General features: G+C 72.2%; 22 protein-coding genes. 15 read left to right on the top strand and 7 right to left on the bottom strand.

The window, feature by feature from the left end; all coding sequences use genetic code 11:
* The 5 genes from KVF89_RS25030 to KVF89_RS25010 all read left to right on the top strand — a co-directional run.
* Positions 1-120 (top strand): superoxide dismutase [Ni] (locus KVF89_RS25030; protein WP_306810062.1); only part of this gene is annotated, 120 nt, incomplete at its 5' end.
* A 214-nt stretch (positions 121-334) separates the two neighbouring features.
* Positions 335-1,168 carry a hypothetical protein gene (locus tag KVF89_RS25025; protein ID WP_257429608.1) on the top strand — a complete coding sequence of 278 codons (834 nt, stop codon included), beginning with the start codon at positions 335-337 and terminating at the stop codon, positions 1,166-1,168.
* A gap of 191 nt (positions 1,169-1,359) precedes the next feature.
* On the top strand, positions 1,360-1,935 hold the full coding sequence (locus KVF89_RS25020; protein WP_257429606.1) for a hypothetical protein: 576 nt from the start codon (positions 1,360-1,362) through the stop codon (positions 1,933-1,935).
* Positions 1,936-2,037: 102 nt separating this feature from the next.
* Complete coding sequence (locus KVF89_RS25015; RefSeq protein WP_257429603.1) at positions 2,038-2,460, top strand: ATP-binding protein; 423 nt, start codon at positions 2,038-2,040, stop codon at positions 2,458-2,460.
* On the top strand, positions 2,457-3,275 hold the full coding sequence (locus KVF89_RS25010; RefSeq protein ID WP_257429600.1) for an RNA polymerase sigma factor SigF: 819 nt from the start codon (positions 2,457-2,459) through the stop codon (positions 3,273-3,275). Before KVF89_RS25015 ends, KVF89_RS25010 begins: the two co-directional genes overlap by 4 nt.
* Before the next feature lie 8 nt (positions 3,276-3,283).
* Here KVF89_RS25010 and KVF89_RS25005 read toward each other — a convergent pair whose 3' ends face one another.
* Entirely contained in the window at positions 3,284-3,715 is a 432-nt protein-coding gene (locus KVF89_RS25005) for a hypothetical protein (protein WP_257429599.1), read from the bottom strand.
* 199 nt (positions 3,716-3,914) lie between these two features.
* On the opposite strand from KVF89_RS25005, the gene KVF89_RS25000 reads away from it, so the two are divergent.
* Positions 3,915-4,169, top strand: coding sequence for a WhiB family transcriptional regulator (locus KVF89_RS25000; protein ID WP_038678054.1), 255 nt, complete (start codon positions 3,915-3,917; stop codon positions 4,167-4,169).
* Positions 4,170-4,232: 63 nt separating this feature from the next.
* Here KVF89_RS25000 and KVF89_RS24995 read toward each other — a convergent pair whose 3' ends face one another.
* A complete protein-coding gene (locus tag KVF89_RS24995; protein ID WP_257429597.1) occupies positions 4,233-5,711 on the bottom strand; it encodes a sensor histidine kinase in 1,479 nt (492 codons plus the stop codon).
* A gap of 129 nt (positions 5,712-5,840) precedes the next feature.
* Between KVF89_RS24995 and KVF89_RS24990 the strand changes: the two genes are divergently transcribed.
* Genes KVF89_RS24990 through KVF89_RS30655 form a run of 4 tightly spaced genes read left to right on the top strand, consistent with a single transcriptional unit; the run spans position 5,841 to position 8,973 of the window.
* Complete coding sequence (locus KVF89_RS24990; RefSeq protein WP_257429596.1) at positions 5,841-6,698, top strand: DUF2785 domain-containing protein; 858 nt, start codon at positions 5,841-5,843, stop codon at positions 6,696-6,698.
* A gap of 49 nt (positions 6,699-6,747) precedes the next feature.
* The gene (locus KVF89_RS24985) at positions 6,748-8,466 is read left to right on the top strand and encodes an acetolactate synthase (RefSeq protein WP_257429595.1); all 1,719 of its coding nucleotides are present in this window, start codon (positions 6,748-6,750) and stop codon (positions 8,464-8,466) included.
* 1 nt (position 8,467) lies between these two features.
* Entirely contained in the window at positions 8,468-8,851 is a 384-nt protein-coding gene (locus KVF89_RS24980) for a thioesterase family protein (RefSeq protein ID WP_257429593.1), read from the top strand.
* Between the two features lie 47 nt (positions 8,852-8,898).
* Positions 8,899-8,973: a 50S ribosomal protein bL37 gene (locus KVF89_RS30655; protein WP_370249596.1), complete on the top strand. Its 75-nt coding sequence runs from the start codon at positions 8,899-8,901 to the stop codon at positions 8,971-8,973.
* A gap of 98 nt (positions 8,974-9,071) precedes the next feature.
* Here the strand turns inward: KVF89_RS30655 and rsrA are convergent, their stop codons facing one another.
* The 4 genes from rsrA to KVF89_RS24960 are packed head-to-tail and all read right to left on the bottom strand — an operon-like array spanning position 9,072 to position 11,574.
* Positions 9,072-9,368 carry a mycothiol system anti-sigma-R factor gene (rsrA, locus tag KVF89_RS24975; protein WP_257429591.1) on the bottom strand — a complete coding sequence of 99 codons (297 nt, stop codon included), beginning with the start codon at positions 9,366-9,368 and terminating at the stop codon, positions 9,072-9,074.
* On the bottom strand, positions 9,368-10,081 hold the full coding sequence (locus KVF89_RS24970) for a sigma-70 family RNA polymerase sigma factor (protein ID WP_257429586.1): 714 nt from the start codon (positions 10,079-10,081) through the stop codon (positions 9,368-9,370). The genes rsrA and KVF89_RS24970 overlap by 1 nt, the downstream gene beginning before the upstream one ends.
* Positions 10,082-10,096: 15 nt before the next feature.
* Positions 10,097-10,765 carry an alpha/beta hydrolase family protein gene (locus tag KVF89_RS24965; protein ID WP_257429584.1) on the bottom strand — a complete coding sequence of 223 codons (669 nt, stop codon included), beginning with the start codon at positions 10,763-10,765 and terminating at the stop codon, positions 10,097-10,099.
* On the bottom strand, positions 10,762-11,574 hold the full coding sequence (locus KVF89_RS24960) for an SOS response-associated peptidase (protein ID WP_257429582.1): 813 nt from the start codon (positions 11,572-11,574) through the stop codon (positions 10,762-10,764). Before KVF89_RS24960 ends, KVF89_RS24965 begins: the two co-directional genes overlap by 4 nt.
* Positions 11,575-11,636: 62 nt before the next feature.
* Between KVF89_RS24960 and KVF89_RS24955 the strand changes: the two genes are divergently transcribed.
* The 3 genes from KVF89_RS24955 to rsgA all read left to right on the top strand — a co-directional run bounded on the left by KVF89_RS24955 (position 11,637) and on the right by rsgA (position 14,633).
* Positions 11,637-12,152 carry a DoxX family protein gene (locus tag KVF89_RS24955; protein ID WP_257429580.1) on the top strand — a complete coding sequence of 172 codons (516 nt, stop codon included), beginning with the start codon at positions 11,637-11,639 and terminating at the stop codon, positions 12,150-12,152.
* 173 nt (positions 12,153-12,325) lie between these two features.
* Entirely contained in the window at positions 12,326-13,624 is a 1,299-nt protein-coding gene (gene aroA, locus KVF89_RS24950) for a 3-phosphoshikimate 1-carboxyvinyltransferase (protein WP_257429579.1), read from the top strand.
* 7 nt (positions 13,625-13,631) lie between these two features.
* Positions 13,632-14,633, top strand: a complete 1,002-nt coding sequence (rsgA, locus tag KVF89_RS24945) for a ribosome small subunit-dependent GTPase A (protein WP_257429578.1) — start codon at positions 13,632-13,634, stop codon at positions 14,631-14,633.
* Between the two features lie 143 nt (positions 14,634-14,776).
* On the opposite strand, the gene KVF89_RS24940 is transcribed toward rsgA, so the two are convergent.
* The gene (locus KVF89_RS24940) at positions 14,777-15,226 is read right to left on the bottom strand and encodes a DUF2231 domain-containing protein (RefSeq protein ID WP_257429577.1); all 450 of its coding nucleotides are present in this window, start codon (positions 15,224-15,226) and stop codon (positions 14,777-14,779) included.
* A 79-nt stretch (positions 15,227-15,305) separates the two neighbouring features.
* Between KVF89_RS24940 and KVF89_RS24935 the strand changes: the two genes are divergently transcribed.
* Both KVF89_RS24935 and KVF89_RS24930 read left to right on the top strand, forming a co-directional pair.
* Positions 15,306-16,205, top strand: coding sequence for an inositol monophosphatase family protein (locus tag KVF89_RS24935; RefSeq protein WP_257429575.1), 900 nt, complete (start codon positions 15,306-15,308; stop codon positions 16,203-16,205).
* 32 nt (positions 16,206-16,237) lie between these two features.
* A complete protein-coding gene (locus tag KVF89_RS24930) occupies positions 16,238-16,669 on the top strand; it encodes a CBS domain-containing protein (protein ID WP_257429574.1) in 432 nt (143 codons plus the stop codon).
* Positions 16,670-16,760 lie beyond the last annotated feature (91 nt).

Raw genomic sequence — 16,760 nt, 5'->3', positions numbered from 1 at the left:
GCCACCAAGCTCGCCGGCGCCAGCGGCACCAAGGGCACCCTCGACCCGGCCAAGGCCGACGAGCTCCTCGCCAAGATCGACGAGATCGCCGAGATCTTCTGGGCCACCAAGAAGGCCTGACCCGAACGGACTAGTCCGTTCGGGCCATGGGGCCCGAGCATCACGAACCGCACGTCCATTTCGGGCGTGCGGTTCGTCTTTGCGGGTCCCTCACCGGGGTGAACTGACCTAGCCTCCTGGAGAACCGGGCCAGCGGGTCCGGACCACATCGGGACGTCGTCCGGGAGGGAACCGGCGACGACGGCCCGATCCAACCGGAGGGAGACATCCCGCGATGTATCGCGCCCTAAGCAAGATCCTCGTCGGCATGGCCGTCGCGCTCGGCCTCACGCTCACGGCGGCACCGGTCGCCTCGGCCGCCCCGCAGGCGCCGGCCCAGGCACCCGCGCAGCGGGCCGAAGCGCCCGCCTGCACGACCGAGGGCCAGAACCTGACCAAGGCCTACAACAACTACCAGGCGGCCAACGCCTACGCCGGCGCCGCGGACGCCAAGGTCAAGAAGCTCAAGAAGAAGCTCAAGAAGGCCAAGAAGCACGACGCGCCGGCCAAGAAGGTCAAGAAGCTCAAGAAGAAGGCCAAGAAGGCGAAGAAGGCGAAGAGCTCCGGCATCGCGGTCCGCAACGCCTACGTCAGCCAGTACAACGCCGCCTACGGCGCCTACTACGCCTGCAAGAACCCCGGCGTCACGCCGCCGCCCGCCCCGTCCTCCCCGCAGCTGCCGATCCAGGCGCTGTGCGACGCCGTCCCGCAGCTGCAGCCGCTGTGCACGGCCATCGTCGGCGTGGTCGACCCGCTGATGACCACCTTCGACCAGATCTGCGCGCAGTTCCCCGTGCAGGCCAAGGGCCTCTGCGACGCGCTCAAGGCGGGCTTCACCAACCCCGCCGGCCTGGTCGACGTCCTCAAGTCGACCCTCACCAACCTGGGCCTCGGTGACGTGGTCGCCACCCTGGACCCGGTCTGGGGGCTCCTGGACACCCTCCTGGGCGCCCTGGCCGGTGGCCTGCCGAGCCTGCCCGGCCTGCCGAGCCTCCCGGGCCTGCCGGGTCTGCCGTCCGGTGGCGGCAACCCGCTGTGCGCCATCCTCCCGCTGCCGCTCGTCTGCTGACCGCGACGACGCAGGCCGACCACGCGCTCGAGGGCCCCGGGATGAACGTCCCGGGGCCCTTGGCCGTTGAGACCGCACCAAATGCCTTAGGGTGACCTTCGAGCCGGGCATCCCATGCGCCCGGTGCCATCACCGGTCGTCCCCATGGGGGGAAAGCGACGGCCGGTACATCCTGAGGGAGAAAAACCGGCATGCACCATGCTCCGATCAAGTTCATTCTCGGCCTCGCGGTCGCGCTCGGCCTCACGCTGACCGCTGCTCCGGTGGCCTCGGCCACCCCCGTGGCCGCCGCCACCACCGAGCGGGCGGCGGTGAACTGCACCGTCCAGGCCAAGGCCCTCGACGTCGCGACCCAGACCCGCTCGGCAGCCCAGATCAAGGTCCAGAAGCTCAAGGCCAAGGTCATCAAGCTGAAGAAGAAGATCAAGAAGGCCAAGAAGGCGCACGCGACGAAGCGGGTCGCCAAGCTGGAGAAGAAGCTCAACAAGGTCAAGCGGAACCTCCGCCACACCAAGGTGCTGCGCGCCGGCGCCGCCAAGGCCGTCAGCGGCACCACCGCGCTGTACGCCGCCTGCCAGGCCGGCAACGCCGCCCCGCTGCCGATCAGGCCGCCGGACAACGACAACCTGCTCGACTACGTCGGGGACCTGCTCGACAGCCTGGGCCTGGGCTTCCTGCTCAAGTCGCTCGGCCTCGAGGGCGTGCTCGACCTGCTCGACTCGCTCGGGCTGCTCGACCTGCTCGGTCTCGGCGACCTGCGCAACTGACGGTCGCAACCCGATCCGTCACATCCAACGGCCGTGCCCCTCGGGGCACGGCCGTTGTCGTAGGCTCGTCCCACCTGTTCCCACGCCATCGGAGGATGCGGCATGTCCGAGACGAGCAGCCCAGCTGTCGGAGGTACGACGGCCGCCGGCCGCCCGGACGAGGTCGAGCTGCGGCTCCCCGCCGACGGGGCCTACGCCTCGGTCCTGCGGACCCTGACCGCCGGGCTCGCCGCTCGCCTCGACTTCACCATGGACGACATCGAGGACCTCCGGATCGCGGTCTCCGAGGCCGCGGCGATGGTCCTCGACGAGGCCGACCCGGGCGCGGTGCTCGACTGCACCTTCCGGATCGGCGGCGACCAGCTGTCCCTCACCATCGCCGCCGACGCCCAGGCGCCGACCGCGCCGGACTACGAGAGCTTCGGCTGGCAGGTCCTCGCGACCCTGGCCGACGAGGCCGCGATCGACGCCGTCGCCGGGCGCTACACCGTCCGCCTGCTCGTTCGGTCGTCGCTGGCGTCATGACCTCCGAGCCGCCTCGGGGCGGCGCCCAGAGCGCGCCGCCGACGAACATCGAGCTGACCCGCCGCCGCAGTGCGGAGCTCTTCGTGGTGTTCCGCGACGAGCACGCCGCGCAGGCCGAGCGCGACGTCGCCCGCGAGTCCCTCGTCCACCTGCACCTGCCCCTCGTCGAGCACTGTGCCCGCCGGTTCCGCAACCGCGGCGAGCCCTACGAGGATCTGGTCCAGGTCGGCACCATCGGCCTGATCAAGTCCGTCGACCGGTTCGACACCGAGCGTGGGGTCGAGTTCTCGACGTACGCGACGCCGACCATCATCGGCGAGATCAAGCGCTACTTCCGCGACAAGGGCTGGGCGATCCGGGTGCCACGGCGGCTGCAGGAGCTGCGCATGCAGATCAGCGCGAGCACCGCCGAGCTGACCCAGTCGCTGGGTCGCTCCCCCACTCCCCGCGAGCTCGCCGAGGCGATCGGCTGCACCGTCGAGGAGATCATCGAGGGCATGGAGTCGAGCAACGCCTACTCCACCCTGTCCCTCGACGCCACCGACGACGACTCCGACGGCGGCAGCGGCCAGAGCATGCTCGACGCGATGGGCGTCGACGACGCCGGCCTCGAGCACGTCGAGATCCGCGAGTCGGTCAAGCCGCTGCTCGAGAACCTGCCGCCGAGGGAGAAGAAGATCCTCCTGCTGCGGTTCTTCAAGAACATGACCCAGTCGCAGATCGCCGAGGAGATCGGCGTCTCCCAGATGCATGTCTCCCGGCTGCTCAGCCGGACCCTCGCGCAACTGCGTGACTCGCTGGAGGCGGAGAGCTAGCTGGCGACTCAGGCCTCGGAGTCGTCGTCCTCCGCCCGGCCGTCGAGGGCCGCGATCGTGTCCGGGTGGATCACGGCGGCGATCACCACGACGCCGACGACGGCCAATCCGGCCGCGGCCAGGACCTGGTCCCGCAGGTTCCAGGCGAGGCCGAGCACGATCAGCTGCGTGATCAGCACCGGCCCCCGCGCCCAGCCGTGCCGGCGCCACAGGGCCACGGCGGCACCCGTCAGGACCGCTCCGTACGCCGCGAAGAAGGCCGCCGCCGACAGGCCGACACCCGGGCGGCTCGCGGAGACGCTGGCCAGCTCCAGCACCGCCAGGATGAGCAGCACCAGACCCTGCACGCCGGCCAGCGAGGCGGCGACGGTCAGCGGCGGAGGGGTGCCGTCGGCACCGGAGGAGGGGGCGGTCGAGTCGTCGGTCGGGCCTTCGGTCACGGCCGCAGCCTAGGTCGTGGCCGGCCCTCGACGGTGTCCAGCATCCGGTTGTGACCCAAGAGACCACGCGAATTGCTTGATTCGTGGAGCAATCCTTGGAAACCTTGCCGAAGCGATCGTGAAGCCGTTCACTTTTGCGGTCTCACGCGTGCCCCTACGCTGGCACCTCCGGTAGCGAAAGAAGAGGGTATCTCCACCCATGGATTGGCGACACCGTTCCGCATGCCTCGACGAGGATCCGGAGCTGTTCTTCCCGATCGGCAACACCGGCCCGGCCATCCTCCAGATCGAGGAGGCCAAGGCCGTGTGCCGACGCTGCGACGTGCGCGAGCAATGCCTCGCGTGGGCGCTCGAGGCGGGACAGGATCATGGTGTCTGGGGCGGTCTGAGCGAGGACGAGCGCCGCGCCCTCAAGCGCCGCAACGCCCGGGCCCGCGTCCGCACGCCCGTTTGACGGCGCGAGTGTGTCCGCGTGGTGGCGCGAGCACATCGTCGCTTCGCCCCGCCACGCTGAGCCTCACTCGACCGGGATGCTGATCCCGGCGCGCGTGCCGCCGTCTGGCGCCTGGCCCAGGCTGAGGTGGCCACCGAGCTCGGACTCGACGAGCGTGCGCACGATCGACAGCCCGAGGCTGGTCGCGGCGTCGAGGTCGAAGTCCGCCGGGAGCCCGCGGCCGTCGTCCTCGACGGCGACCTCGAGCACCGCTCCGTGCCGCACGGCCCGCAGCACGATCTGACCGGACCCGCCGGCGTCGTACCCGTGCTCCGCGGCGTTCTGCATCAGCTCCATGACGACCATCGCGAGCGGCGTCGCGACCTCGGAGACGAGGACGCCGAAGCTGCCCTCCCGGCGGACCCCGACCTGGGCGGTCGTCGCTCCGACGTCGGTGACCAGCCGGGCCAGCCGGTCCGCGATGTCGTCGAACTCCACCGTCTCCTCGACCGCGTGGCTGAGCGTCTCGTGGACGATCGCGATCGATCCGACCCGCCGCACCGCCTCCTCGAGCGCGGCGGTGGCCTCCGGCGAGTCGATCCGGCGGGCCTGGAGACGCAGCAGGGCCGCGACCGTCTGCAGGTTGTTCTTCACGCGGTGGTGGATCTCGCGGATGGTGGCGTCCTTGGTGACCAGCTCGCGGTCGCGGCGGCGCAGGTCGGTGACGTCGCGCAGCAGGATGATCGCGCCGATGTGCTCGCCCTTCGGCCGCAGCGGGATGGCCCGGACGATCAGCGCGGTGCCCTCCCCCGGCCCGCCGGAGGCGCCCAGCTCCACATCGCGATGCGCGCGTCCCCCGAGGACCGCGCTGAGCGTCTCCTCGTCGGGGCGCAGCCGCGACGGCATCAGCTCCCTGGTCAGGTCCGTGAGCCGGTGGCCGGTGAGGTCGCCGGTGAGACCCAGCTTCCGGTACGTCGACAGCGCGTTGGGGCTGGCGTAGATCACCCGGCCCTCGGCGTCGACCCTCAGGAAGCCGTCGCCGACCCGCGGCGAGTCCGCGTGGTCGCTGCGCTGCGCGGTGGTCGGGAACAGCCCCGCGGCGATCATCTGGGACAGGTCGGTCGCGGCCTGCAGGTAGTTGATCTCCAGCAGGCTGGGCGTGCGCACACCGAGCAGGTTCGTGTTGCGGCTGATGACCGCGATCACCGTCCCGTCCCGCCGGACAGGGATCGCCTCCACCCGCACCGGGACGTCGTCGCGCCACTCGGGGTCCCCCTCGCGCGCGATCCGGCCGAGCTCGAAGGCGGCGTCGACCAGCACCTTGCGACCGGCCGGGGCGAAGCTGCCGACGATGTCGTCGACGTACGCCGTCGGGCCGGTCGTGGGCCGCATCTGGTCCCCCGCCCAGAAGCCCGTGCCGTCGCTGGCGGGCAGCCAGAGCACCAGATCGGCGAAGGAGAGGTCGGCGATGACCTGCCAGTCGGCCTGGATGAGCTGCAGCCAGGCGATGTCCGCGTCGTCGAGGTCGGTGTGACGCCGGGCGATCGCGGACAGGGAGGGCACGGCGCCCAACCTATCGCCCGAGCCGCCTCCGGCCGTCGCCCGAGCGTCCCGATTAAGGTCGCTTCAGGTCGTTTGGCAGGATAGGGGTCTGGGGGAAGAAGGCTCGGCTGCTCCGGAGGGTGTGGGTTGATGGTGTCGGTGGACTGGGCGCGCCTCCAGCAGGCCCTCCGCGACGGTGAGCGGCAACCCCCTGCCGACCACCCGATCGGCGATCTCACCGCCCAGCTGACCCAGATGCTGGGCGACCCGGACCCCCAGGTCCGCGACGGGATGGCCTACTCCTTCCTCGCCACCTGGATCGAGCACGGCGCCTACGACGACCTCCTGGCCGGACTCGGCGACGGCATGTGCGCCGGCCTCGACAGCTGCGTCGGCGAGCGCGACACCGACTCGGTCTTCCGGCGGAGCTTCTCGGTGCTGCTGCTGGCCGAGTGCATCCAGCGCGACACCCGGATCCGCCGGCTCCCCCCGAGCAAGGTGCTGCGCTGGGGCGACCGGATCGCGGCCTGGTACGTCCGCGAGCGCGACCTGCGCGGATTCGTGCCCGGCAAGGGCTGGGCACACGCCGCGGCCAACGGAGCCGACGCGCTCGCGGCGCTGGCCGCCTCCCGCCATTTCGGAATGACCGAGCTGACCGTGCTCCTCGACGTGATCGCCGACCGCGTCCTCAACCCCGACACGCCCCCGCTGGTCCACGGCGAGCCGGACCGGATCGCGCACGCCGTGATGGAGGTGCTGCGCCGCGACCGGGTGCCGCTGAACGTCCTGGAGCCGTGGGTGGTCCGTCTCGAGCGGGGCGCCCGGGCCAAGGCCAGCGGCGGCCGCGACCCCTACCGCGGGACGGGCAACGCCCAGGCGGTGCTGCGCGCGCTCTACCTCCAGCTGTCGATCTCGCCGCGCCACCCCTCGGTCCGACCCGACCTGCTGCTGGCGCTGGTGGCGTCGTTGCGGCGGGTGCACCCGTACTTCCTCGACGACGTCGGCTGATCGGGCTCACCTTGCTGACCGGGGCAGCCCGGCTGGCTAGGGTGCCGGAGTGACCACCAACCCGGACACCAACCCGGACAGCACCCCCGACAACAGCCAGCTCACCGGCCACGCGGGCGAGATCGCCGTCGCCGTCGCCCGGGCCCACGGCGTGGAGACGATGTTCACGCTCTCGGGGGCCCACGTGTTCCCGATGTACGACGGCGCGGTGCGGAGCCAACAGCAGGGGGCCGACCAGGACGGCAGGCCGCCGGTCCGCCTGGTCGACGTCCGCCACGAGCAGACCGCGGCCTTCGCGGCCGAGGCGACGGGCAAGCTGACCCGGGTGCCGGGCCTTGCGGTACTGACCGCCGGGCCGGGCGTCACCAACGGGGTCAGCGCGATGGCCCAGGCCCGCTTCGCCGGGTCGCCGATGGTGGTCGTCGGGGGCCGGGCGCCCAACAACCGCTGGGGCACGGGCGCGCTGCAGGAGATCGACCACCTGCCGATCGTCGGCCCGGTGACCAAGCACGCCGCGACCCTGATGACCGCCGACGACGTGGCAGCCGGCTTCGACACGGCGTTCGCCGAGGCCCGCTCCTCGCACCGCGGCCCGACCTACGTCGACGTACCCATGGACGAGTTCTTCAACGCCGGGACCGGTGCCGTCCCCGTGATCGGAAGCTACCGCGGCGCCGAGCCGGACTCCGACGCCGTCGTGCGGATCGCCGCGCTGATCGCGGCGGCGCAGCGACCGGTGCTGATCCTCGGCACCGATGTGTGGGCCGACCGCGCCGAGGAGGCCGCGCTGCGCCTGGTCGAGGAGATGCGGCTGCCCGCGATCACCAACGGCATGGGCCGTGGTGTGGTCCCCGGCGGCCATCCACTGCTCGTGACCAAGGCACGCGGCACGGCCATCAACGGCGCCGACCTCGTCGTCGTGGTCGGCACGCCACTCGACTTCCGGCTGGGGTACGGCGTCTTCGGAGGCAAGGAGGGCACCGAGCCTGCCGCCGTCGTGCACATCGCCGACTCCCCCGGCCAGCTGTCGGGCCACGCCACGTTGACGGCATCGGTCAGCGGCGACCTGACGAGCGTCCTCGACGGCCTGCTGGCGGCGCTGGCCCGCGCCCAGCAGCCCGACCGCTCGGCCTGGCTCACCCTGCTGCGGGACACCGTCGCCGCCGCGAACGCGAAGGACGCCGAGCTGCTGGGCGCGGAGGCGGACCCGGTCCACCCGGCCCGGATCTACGGCGAGCTGGTCCCCCGGCTGGCCGACGACGCCGTGGTGATCGGCGACGGCGGCGACTTCGTCTCCTTCGCCGGCAAGTTCGTGGAGCCGAAGCGGCCCGGCTGCTGGCTCGACCCCGGCCCCTACGGCTGCCTCGGTGCCGGCCTCGGCGCCGCTGTGGCCGCCCGGATCGCCCGGCCGTCGTCCCAGGTCGTGCTGCTGCTCGGCGACGGCGCCGCCGGCTTCTCGCTGATGGACGTCGACACGCTCGTGCGCCACGGTCTCCCTGTCGTGATGGTGATGGGCAACAACTCCGCCTGGGGGCTGGAGAAGGGCCCGATGCAGATGCTCTACGGGTACGACGTCGCGGCCGACCTGGCCCCGCGCACGGCGTACGACCAGGTCGTGTCGGCGCTCGGCGGTGCCGGCGAGACGGTCACCGACCCGCGGCAGATCGGCCCGGCCCTCGACCGGGCGTTCGCCGCGAACGCGCCCTACCTCGTCAACGTGATCACCGACGTGGACGCCGCCTACCCGCGCAGCACCTTCGGGATCTGACGTGTCCGAGACGGCCCTCCGCTTCACGGTCGCCGACGCCGACACCGCGCTCGCCGTCGGCTCCGGCAGCCTGCCCGTCCTCGGCACACCCCGCCTGCTCGCCTGGTGCGAGGCGGCCACGTGCGCCGCCGTGGAGGCGTCCCTCGGCGCGGGCGAGACGAGCGTCGGCACCCGCGTCGACCTGGAGCACCTCGCCGCGACCGCGGTCGGCGGGACGGTCGAGGTCACCGCCCGCCAGGTGTACGCCGACGGCCGGCTGCGGCGCTTCGCCGTGTCCGCGCGCGAGGTCGGTCCCGGGGGCCGGCCCGGCAAGCTGGTCGGGTCGGGCGAGGTCACCCGCGTCGTGGTCGACGCGGAGCGCTTCCTGGCCCGGATTTCCGGCTGAGTGCCGAGGCTGAGAGAATGGCTCGATTCACGACTTCAGGAGGAACCATGGGCAAGACCGGCCGCAAGCGCCGCGCGCGCCGCAAGAAGGGCGCGAACCACGGCAAGCGCCCCAACAGCTGAGCCCGTCGGGCCAGCACAGCGCGTCCAACGAACCCCCTGACCACGAGGTCCGGGGGTTCGTCGCTTCTGCGGCCAGGCCCGGATCCGTGGTCCAGCCGTCAGCGCTCGGTGATGCGGACCTGGATCTGCTGGATCTGGATCCGGACCCGCTCACGCAGGTCGGCCGGGGCGGTCTCGCCGCAGGAGCGGGCGACGACGGCCTTGACCGTGCGCTGGAGGTCGTAGCGCTCCAGACAGGGGCTGCACGAGTCGATGTGGGCCCGGACCACGGCACAGTCGCCGGCCTCGAGCTCGTTGTCGATCAGCCGGACGATGCGCTCGAGGAAGTCGGCACACTCCGCGTTGCTGGGGTCGTCCGAGACGTGGATGTGCTCGTGGCCCGTGTGGTCGGACATCACTTGCCTCCCTCGAGCGGCGCGTCGCCGCCGGTGCGGACGTAGTCGGAGAGCATGTCGCGCAACTGGCGCCGGCCGCGGTGGAGGCGGGACATCACGGTCCCGATCGGCGTGTCCATGATCTCGGCGATCTCCTTGTAGGCGAAGCCCTCGACGTCGGCGAGGTAGACCGCGAGGCGGAACTCCTCGGGGAGGCGCTGCAGAGCGTCCTTCACCTGGCTGTCGGGGAGGTGCTCGAGCGCCTGCATCTCTGCGGACTTCAGGCCGCTGGACGTGTGCGACTCGGCCCGGGCCAGCTGCCAGTCCTCGACGTCTCCCGTGTCACCGGCGAGCGCCTGCTGCGGCTGCCGCTGCTTCTTGCGGTAGGAGTTGATGAAGGTGTTGGTCAGGATCCGGTACAGCCAGGCCTTGAGGTTGGTGCCGGGCCGGAACTGGTGGAACGCGGAGAACGCCTTGGCGAAGGTCTCCTGGACGAGGTCCTCGGCGTCGGCCGGGTTGCGGGTCATCCGCATCGCGGCGCCGTAGAGCTGGTCGAGGAAGGGCAGGGCGTCGCGCTCGAACCGCGCGGCCCGGTCCTCGGGGGTCTCCGACGCGACGTCGACCAGCTCCTCGGGGGAGAGGTCGGCGTCGAGGGACGAAAGATCGGAAGTCTCGGTCATCGCGTCCCAGACTACGGTGCTCCCGGTCCGGGAGCGCTCCAGCGTCGCGATCATGGAAGCCAGAACGCCTCAAGGGCGAGCGGCATTCCCCACGACCTCGCGCACGATCCACTCCAGGGCCGACTCCACGACGATGCCCATCGCCTCGTCCTCGGTGAGCGGGCCCCGCTTGGGCACCGCGAGGCCGTGGTCGGCCCCCGGGACGACGGCCAGGTCGGTGCGCCCCGGGAGCGGGTCGGGGAACTCCTCGGGCCGGCCGAACGGGTCCCGCTCCCCCTGCACGACCAGCGTGGGAACCCCGGCGCCGGCCAGCTCGTCGAGGCGGGAGCGCTCCGGCCTGCCCGGCGGGTGCAGCGGGAAGGACAGCGCGAGGCAGCCGGCGGCGCCGAGCTCCTCGGCGGTCCGGCAGGCCGAGCGGGCACCGGCGGACCGGCCGCCGACGACCAGGGGCGTGCGCCTGCGCAAGGCAGCGGCGGCGGCGCGCAGGCCGACGTCGAGGGTGGCCGGCGGGCTGGCGACCTTGCGACCGGCCCGGCGCCAGGGCTGCTCGAACCGGGCCACGGTGATCCCCTGCCCCGGCAGCTGCGCGGCGAGGGCCTCGAGGTCGCGGGCGTCGATGCCGCCCCCGGCGCCGTGGCTGACGAGCAGGGTCGCGATCGGCTTGCGGGCCCTCCGCACGACGAGCCGGCCCTCGCCGTACTCCGTCTCGACGAGGCGCTCGTCGCGGCCGGTGCTCACAGCAGGGTCCCCTGTCCGTCGGGCTCGTCGGGCTCGTCGTCGGGCCCGGTGTCGTCGAGCGGGATCGGCTCGACCAGCTCGGGCCCGTTGTTGGCGACATTGCCCACCGCCGTCGAGACCGGGTACGCCGTCAGACCGGTCTGCTGCGCGGGCCGCAGCAGCCGCAGCAGGCCGGGCAGGTCACCGGCGGGCGTGCCCGGGTCGAGCCACTCGTGGCGTCGCTCCGACTCGACGAGCAGCGGCATCCGGTCGTGGATCCGGCCGAGGTCGTCGGTGGCCTCGGTGGTCAGCACGGTGCAGGTCCAGCGGAACCTGTCGGCGGCGTCCTCGGGCTTCGACGGGTCGCGCCAGATCTCGTAGAGGCCGGCCATGGCCAGGCTGGACCCGTCGCCAGTGGTGATGAAGAAGGGCTGCTTCCTCAGCTTGCCGTTCGCGGTCCGCTGCCGGGTCTCGTACCACTCGAAGTAGCCGTCGGCGGGCAGGATGCAGCGCCGGGCCGCGAACGCCCGGCGGAAGGACGGCTTCTCGGCGACCGTCTCCATCCGCGCGTTGATCATCCGGCTGCCGACGCTCGCGTCCTTCGCCCACGACGGCACCAGGCCCCAGCGCAGGGCTCGGAGCTGGCGGACCGGCTCCCCGGCCGGCTCGTCGTCGCGGCCTCGGGGGACCCGCTCCATGACGGCGTAGACCTCGTCGGTGGGAGCGACGTTCCAGGACGGCGCGATGGCGCGTTCGAGGCGCGGGTCGAGCACCTCGAACTCCTCGGCAAGGTCCTCCGGGCTCCGGCTGGAGGCGTAGCGCCCGCACATGTCGCTCAATCTATCGGTCCGGCCATCGGTCTGGCCGGTGCGGAGCCGGGTACCGGCCGACCATGGCACTGAGCAGACTGATCGCCCGGCCGCTGCTGGCGTCGTACTTCCTCGCCAACGGTGTGCAGGACCTCAAGGACGCGCCCGCCCTCGCCGCCCAGGCAGCGCCTGTGACCGAGGCGATGGCGCCCGTCCTCGACAACGCGACGCCGGACCGCGTCGCCGTGTCGCGCGACCCCGTGCTGTGGGTGCGCGCCAGCGGCGCCGTCCAGGTCGTGGCCGGGCTCGCGCTGGCCACCGGGCACTTCCCGCGGCTCTCGGCCGCGCTCCTCGGCGGCACCCTCGTGCCGTCGACGGCGGCGCGGTACCGGTTCTGGGAGGCGACCGACAAGGAGCAGCGCCGCGAGCAGCTCACCCACTTCGTGAAGAACACCGCGCTGGCCGGCGGCCTGCTCATCGCGTCGCTCGACACCGCAGGGAAGCCGGGCGTCGCCTGGCGCGCGCGGCACGCCACCCACGACGCCCGCCGCGAGGCGGCTTTGGCGGGCGCGAAGGTGCGGGCCCGGATCCACCAGTAGCGTGTCGCGGCTGAAGCATGGTGGGGAGCGGCGCCCAGGTGCGTGCATCGCGAGGCGGCGGAGCGCTGGCATAGCGGGTTGTCCGTCGAGCCTCGCCGACGCGGCGAGGTGCGTGCCCGGGCGGCTCCCAGCCCACGGTTCAGCCGCGACGGGCTACTAGACTCACGCGGGAGATGACCACTCCCGCCCCGCACGCCGACCTCTGGCCCGCGCCCACCACGACCGGGCCGCTCGACGCGACGGTGACCCTGCCGGGCAGCAAGTCGCTGACCAACCGGGCGCTCGTGCTGGCCGCGCTGGCCGACGGCCCCTCCGTCGTACGACGGGCACTGCGCTCGCGCGACACCCTGCTGATGGCACAGGCGCTGACCGCGCTCGGGGCGTCGGTGGACACCGACGGCGAGGACTGGGCGGTGCGACCGCTCGACGGGTCGGTGCCGGAGGACCGGGCGTCTGTGGACTGCGGGCTGGCCGGGACCGTGATGAGGTTCGTGCCGCCGGCCGCCGGGCTGGTGCGCGGCGAGGTGGCGTTCGACGGCGACGAGCACATGCGCAAGCGGCCCGTGGGCGAGATCCTGGCCGCCTTGCGCGGGCTCGGGATGACGATCGACGACAGCGACGGGGCGCTGCCGTTCACGGTGCGCGGCACCGGCGCGGTCCCTGGAGGGTCCGTGGTGATCGACGCGTCGGCGTCGTCGCAGTTCGTGTCGGCGCTGCTGCTGGCGGGGCCGCGGTTCGAGGCGGGTGTCGACGTGCGCCACAGCGGGGCAGCCATCCCCTCGCTCCCCCACGTCGAGATGACCATCGCGATGCTGCGCGACCGCGGGGTTGCTGTCGACGACAGCGTCGCGGACCGGTGGGTCGTCGCGGCTGGCCCGATCGCGGCGTACGACGAGGCGATCGAGCCCGACCTCTCCAACGCCGCGCCCTTCCTCGCCCTGGCCGCGATCTCCGGCGGCTCGGTCACCGTCCGGGACTGGCCGGAGGCCACGACCCAGGCCGGCGACGCGCTGCGCGACCTGCTCCCCCGGATGGGCTGCCGGGTCGAGCGGGTTCCTGCGGGGCTCCGGGTGAGCGGGCCCGCGGACGGATGGCGCGGGCTCCACGGCCTCGACGCCGACCTGCACGACGTCGGCGAGCTCGCGCCCGCGGTCGCGGCCCTCTGTGCTCTCGCCCGGACCCCCTCCCGGCTGACCGGCATCGCGCACATCCGCGGGCACGAGACCGACCGGCTGGCCGCGCTGGCCAAGGAGCTCGGCGGGCTCGGCGCCGACGTCGTCGAGCACCCCGACGGGCTGACGCTGCGTCCGGCCGCACTCACCGGCGGCGTCTTCCACACCTACGCCGACCACCGGATGGCCCACGCGGCCGTGATCATCGGCGCCGCGGTCCCGGGCGTCCTGGTGGAGAACGTCGCCACCACCAGCAAGACCTTCCCCGACTTCGCCGGATTCTGGTCCGGGCTCCTCTGAGGTCCTGATGCCCCGGTACGACGAGCACGACGTCGAGCACTACGACCGTCCGCGCCGGCGTACCCGCCCCCGCACCAAGGAGCGCCCCGCCCACGACGACGCCGTCGAGGGCCTCGTCGTCACCGTCGACCGCGGCCGGTTCACGCTGCTCGTCGACGGGCGCACCGTGATGGCCATGAAGGCACGGCCGCTGGGCCGCAAGGGCGTGGTCGTGGGCGACCGCGTGCGCGTGGTCGGCGACGTGTCGGGCGCCGACGGCTCGCTCGCGCGGATCGTGGAGGTCCTCGAGCGCAGCAGCACGCTGCGGCGTACCGCCGACGACGACGACCCGGTCGAGCGCGTCATCGTCGCCAACGTCACCCAGCTCGTCGTCGTCACCGCCCTCGCCGACCCCGAGCCACGGCCCCGGTGGATCGACCGCGCCCTGGTGGCGGCGTACGACGGCGGGATGTCGCCGCTGCTCTGCCTCACCAAGGCCGACCTGGAGGACCCCGAGACCCTGCTGTCGACGTACCGGTCGCTCGGGGTGCTGTGGGAGGTCACCCGTCGCGGTCCGGACCGCAGGATCATCGGACTGGAAGCGCTGCACGAGCGGCTGCGCGGGCAGACCAGCGTGCTGATCGGGCACAGTGGCGTCGGGAAGTCGACCCTCGTCAACGCGCTGGTCCCCGACGCGCGCCGCGAGACCGGTCACGTGAACGCGGTGACCGGCCAGGGCCGGCACACATCGACGTCCGCGCTCATGCTGCCCCTCGCGGACGGTGACGGCTGGATCATCGACACTCCCGGCATCCGCTCGTTCGGGCTCGCGCACGTGCAGCCCGAGCACCTCATCGAGGCCTTCCCCGACCTCGACGAGATGACCGAGGAGTGCCCCCGCGGATGCACCCACGGGGACGAGGAGCCGGAGTGCGGGCTGGACGCCGCCCTCGCCGCCGGTGAGGCTGACCCGGAGCGGGTCGCCTCCTTCCGGCGGCTGCTGGCCGCCCGCTCGGTGACGGACTACTGACGTTGAGTCGTCACTTCTGACCTGTTGAGTCGGCGGTTCTGACTCCTTGAGTCGTCACTTTCGTCCGATCGGAACTGACGACTCGACGGGTCAGAGGTGACGACTCAAGGGGTCAGAAGCGACGACTCAACCGAGCCTGGAGATCAGCCGTCGATGCGCCAGGTCGCCTGGGCGCCGGCGTCGCCGGTCAGGAAGGCGAGGACGAGGGTCGCGACGCCACCGAGCACCGTGAGCCCGGTGAGCCCGGCGCGGACCGGCCCGGACCGGGTGTGGAACCACGCGGTCGCGAAGGCCAGGACGGCGAACACACTGGCACCGATGCGGAGCCGCTCGGCCCACGTCTCGTGGTCCTCCAACCGCTCGGCGAAGGTCCCCGTGGCCGTGGCGAACCGCTCCTCCCGGAGATCCTCCCCCGACAGGAAGGCCACCCAGACGCTGGCGACCGACACCGCGGCCAGCACGACGAGCGGCCAGCGCAGCCGGTCGCGCCACGCGGGCACGCCGTAGGCGACGGCGACCAGACCGGCCAACGGGGTGAAGACCACGGCGGCGTGGACGACGAGCGGATGCAGCGGGACGCCGTTGATCTCCATGGTTGAATCCTGCACGAGCGATGGTCATCGGGGCCAGACCCACGCGGGTCGGGCAGCACCGGACGGCTAGGGTGCCCCTGTGGCTGCCCCCGACTACACCGACGATCTGCGTCTGGCGCACCTGCTCGCCGACGACGCGGACTCGCTCACCCAGGCCCGGTTCCGCGCGCTCGACCTCCACGTCATGAGCAAGCCGGACCTGACCCCGGTGACCGACGCCGACCAGGCCGTCGAGGAGTCGATCCGCCGTACCCTCTCCAAGGCGCGCAGCCGCGACGCCGTCACCGGCGAGGAGCAGGGCACCTCCGGGCACTCCCAGCGCCGCTGGATCGTCGACCCCATCGACGGCACCAAGAACTACGTGCGCGGCGTCCCCGTCTGGGCCACCCTCATCTCGCTCGCCGTCGACGACGAGGTGGTGCTCGGCGTGGTGTCCGCGCCCGCGCTGCAGCGTCGCTGGTGGGCCTCGACCGGCCACGGCGCCTGGACCGGGAAGTCGCTCATGAAGGCGACCGAGTGCCACGTGTCCGACGTACGACGCCTCGAGGACGCGTCGCTCTCGTACTCCTCGATCAGCGGCTGGGAGGACCGGGGGCTCGGCGAAGACCTGCTCGCGCTGATGCGCCGGGTCTGGCGGACGCGGGCGTACGGTGACTTCTGGTCCTACATGCTCCTCGCGGAGGGGGCCGTCGACATCGCGGCCGAGCCCGAGCTCGAGGTCTACGACATGGCCGCCCTCGACATCATCGTGCGCGAGGCGGGCGGCCGGTTCACCTCGCTCGAGGGGCACGACGGCCCGTGGGGAGGCAACGCCCTGGCCAGCAACGGCCACCTCCACGAGGCCGCGCTGTCGTACCTCGGCAGCGTCCCGGACAGCGGCGACGACCCCGACTGGCCACGCACCGGACGCGGCAGCGTCTCGGACCTCCGGTCCCACCGGCACCGTCCAGCCGACGAGAGCGACGACGAAGGACGCTGACACCGGCCACACAGTTGAGTAGCCTGCGTCACATGCGCATCGCTGACGTGCTCGGTTCGAAGTCGCTTCGCGACGTGGTCACCATCAGTCCCGAGGCAGGTGTGCGCGAGCTGCTCGCCACGCTCTCGGAGTACAACATCGGTGCCGTGGTGGTGAGCACGGACGGCACCTCGCTGGAGGGCATCGTGTCCGAGCGCGACGTCGTACGCCACCTCCACAGCGACGGCACGGTGATCAACAACGTCGTCTCGGCGATCATGACCACCGAGGTGAGCACCTGCTCCCCCGACGACGACCTCGACGACGTCCTCCAGCTGATGACCGAGCGCCGGTTCCGGCACATCCCGACCGTGGCGGACGACCAGGTGGTCGGGATCGTCAGCATCGGCGACCTGGTCAAGCACAAGATCGACCAGCTGCAGTTCGAGCGCGACCAGCTCGACAACTACGTGCACCAGTCCTAGACCCCGCGACCCGTCGCAGATTGAACTCGGCAACACGCCGGCCCGGCGCGGTTTGAAGAGTTCAAACTGCGCCGGGTCGGCGTTGTTCGAG

This window comes from Nocardioides carbamazepini, assembly GCF_024614185.1.
Taxonomy (GTDB): domain Bacteria; phylum Actinomycetota; class Actinomycetes; order Propionibacteriales; family Nocardioidaceae; genus Nocardioides; species Nocardioides carbamazepini.
The sequence above is the reverse complement of the archived record's forward strand: the minus strand, read 5'-3'. Positions and strand labels throughout refer to the sequence as shown.

Coding starts and splice junctions, on each gene's coding strand:
- aroA (WP_257429579.1), top strand. CDS start 12,326: ATGACCACTCCCGCCCCGCACGCCGACCTCTGGCCCGCGCCCACCACG.
- KVF89_RS24930 (WP_257429574.1), top strand. CDS start 16,238: ATGCGCATCGCTGACGTGCTCGGTTCGAAGTCGCTTCGCGACGTGGTC.
- KVF89_RS24970 (WP_257429586.1), bottom strand. CDS start 10,081: ATGATCGCGACGCTGGAGCGCTCCCGGACCGGGAGCACCGTAGTCTGG.
- KVF89_RS25010 (WP_257429600.1), top strand. CDS start 2,457: ATGACCTCCGAGCCGCCTCGGGGCGGCGCCCAGAGCGCGCCGCCGACG.
- KVF89_RS25015 (WP_257429603.1), top strand. CDS start 2,038: ATGTCCGAGACGAGCAGCCCAGCTGTCGGAGGTACGACGGCCGCCGGC.
- KVF89_RS25025 (WP_257429608.1), top strand. CDS start 335: ATGTATCGCGCCCTAAGCAAGATCCTCGTCGGCATGGCCGTCGCGCTC.
- KVF89_RS25020 (WP_257429606.1), top strand. CDS start 1,360: ATGCACCATGCTCCGATCAAGTTCATTCTCGGCCTCGCGGTCGCGCTC.
- KVF89_RS24940 (WP_257429577.1), bottom strand. CDS start 15,226: ATGGAGATCAACGGCGTCCCGCTGCATCCGCTCGTCGTCCACGCCGCC.
- rsrA (WP_257429591.1), bottom strand. CDS start 9,368: ATGTCCGACCACACGGGCCACGAGCACATCCACGTCTCGGACGACCCC.
- KVF89_RS24955 (WP_257429580.1), top strand. CDS start 11,637: ATGGCACTGAGCAGACTGATCGCCCGGCCGCTGCTGGCGTCGTACTTC.
- KVF89_RS24960 (WP_257429582.1), bottom strand. CDS start 11,574: ATGTGCGGGCGCTACGCCTCCAGCCGGAGCCCGGAGGACCTTGCCGAG.
- KVF89_RS24990 (WP_257429596.1), top strand. CDS start 5,841: ATGGTGTCGGTGGACTGGGCGCGCCTCCAGCAGGCCCTCCGCGACGGT.
- KVF89_RS25000 (WP_038678054.1), top strand. CDS start 3,915: ATGGATTGGCGACACCGTTCCGCATGCCTCGACGAGGATCCGGAGCTG.
- rsgA (WP_257429578.1), top strand. CDS start 13,632: ATGCCCCGGTACGACGAGCACGACGTCGAGCACTACGACCGTCCGCGC.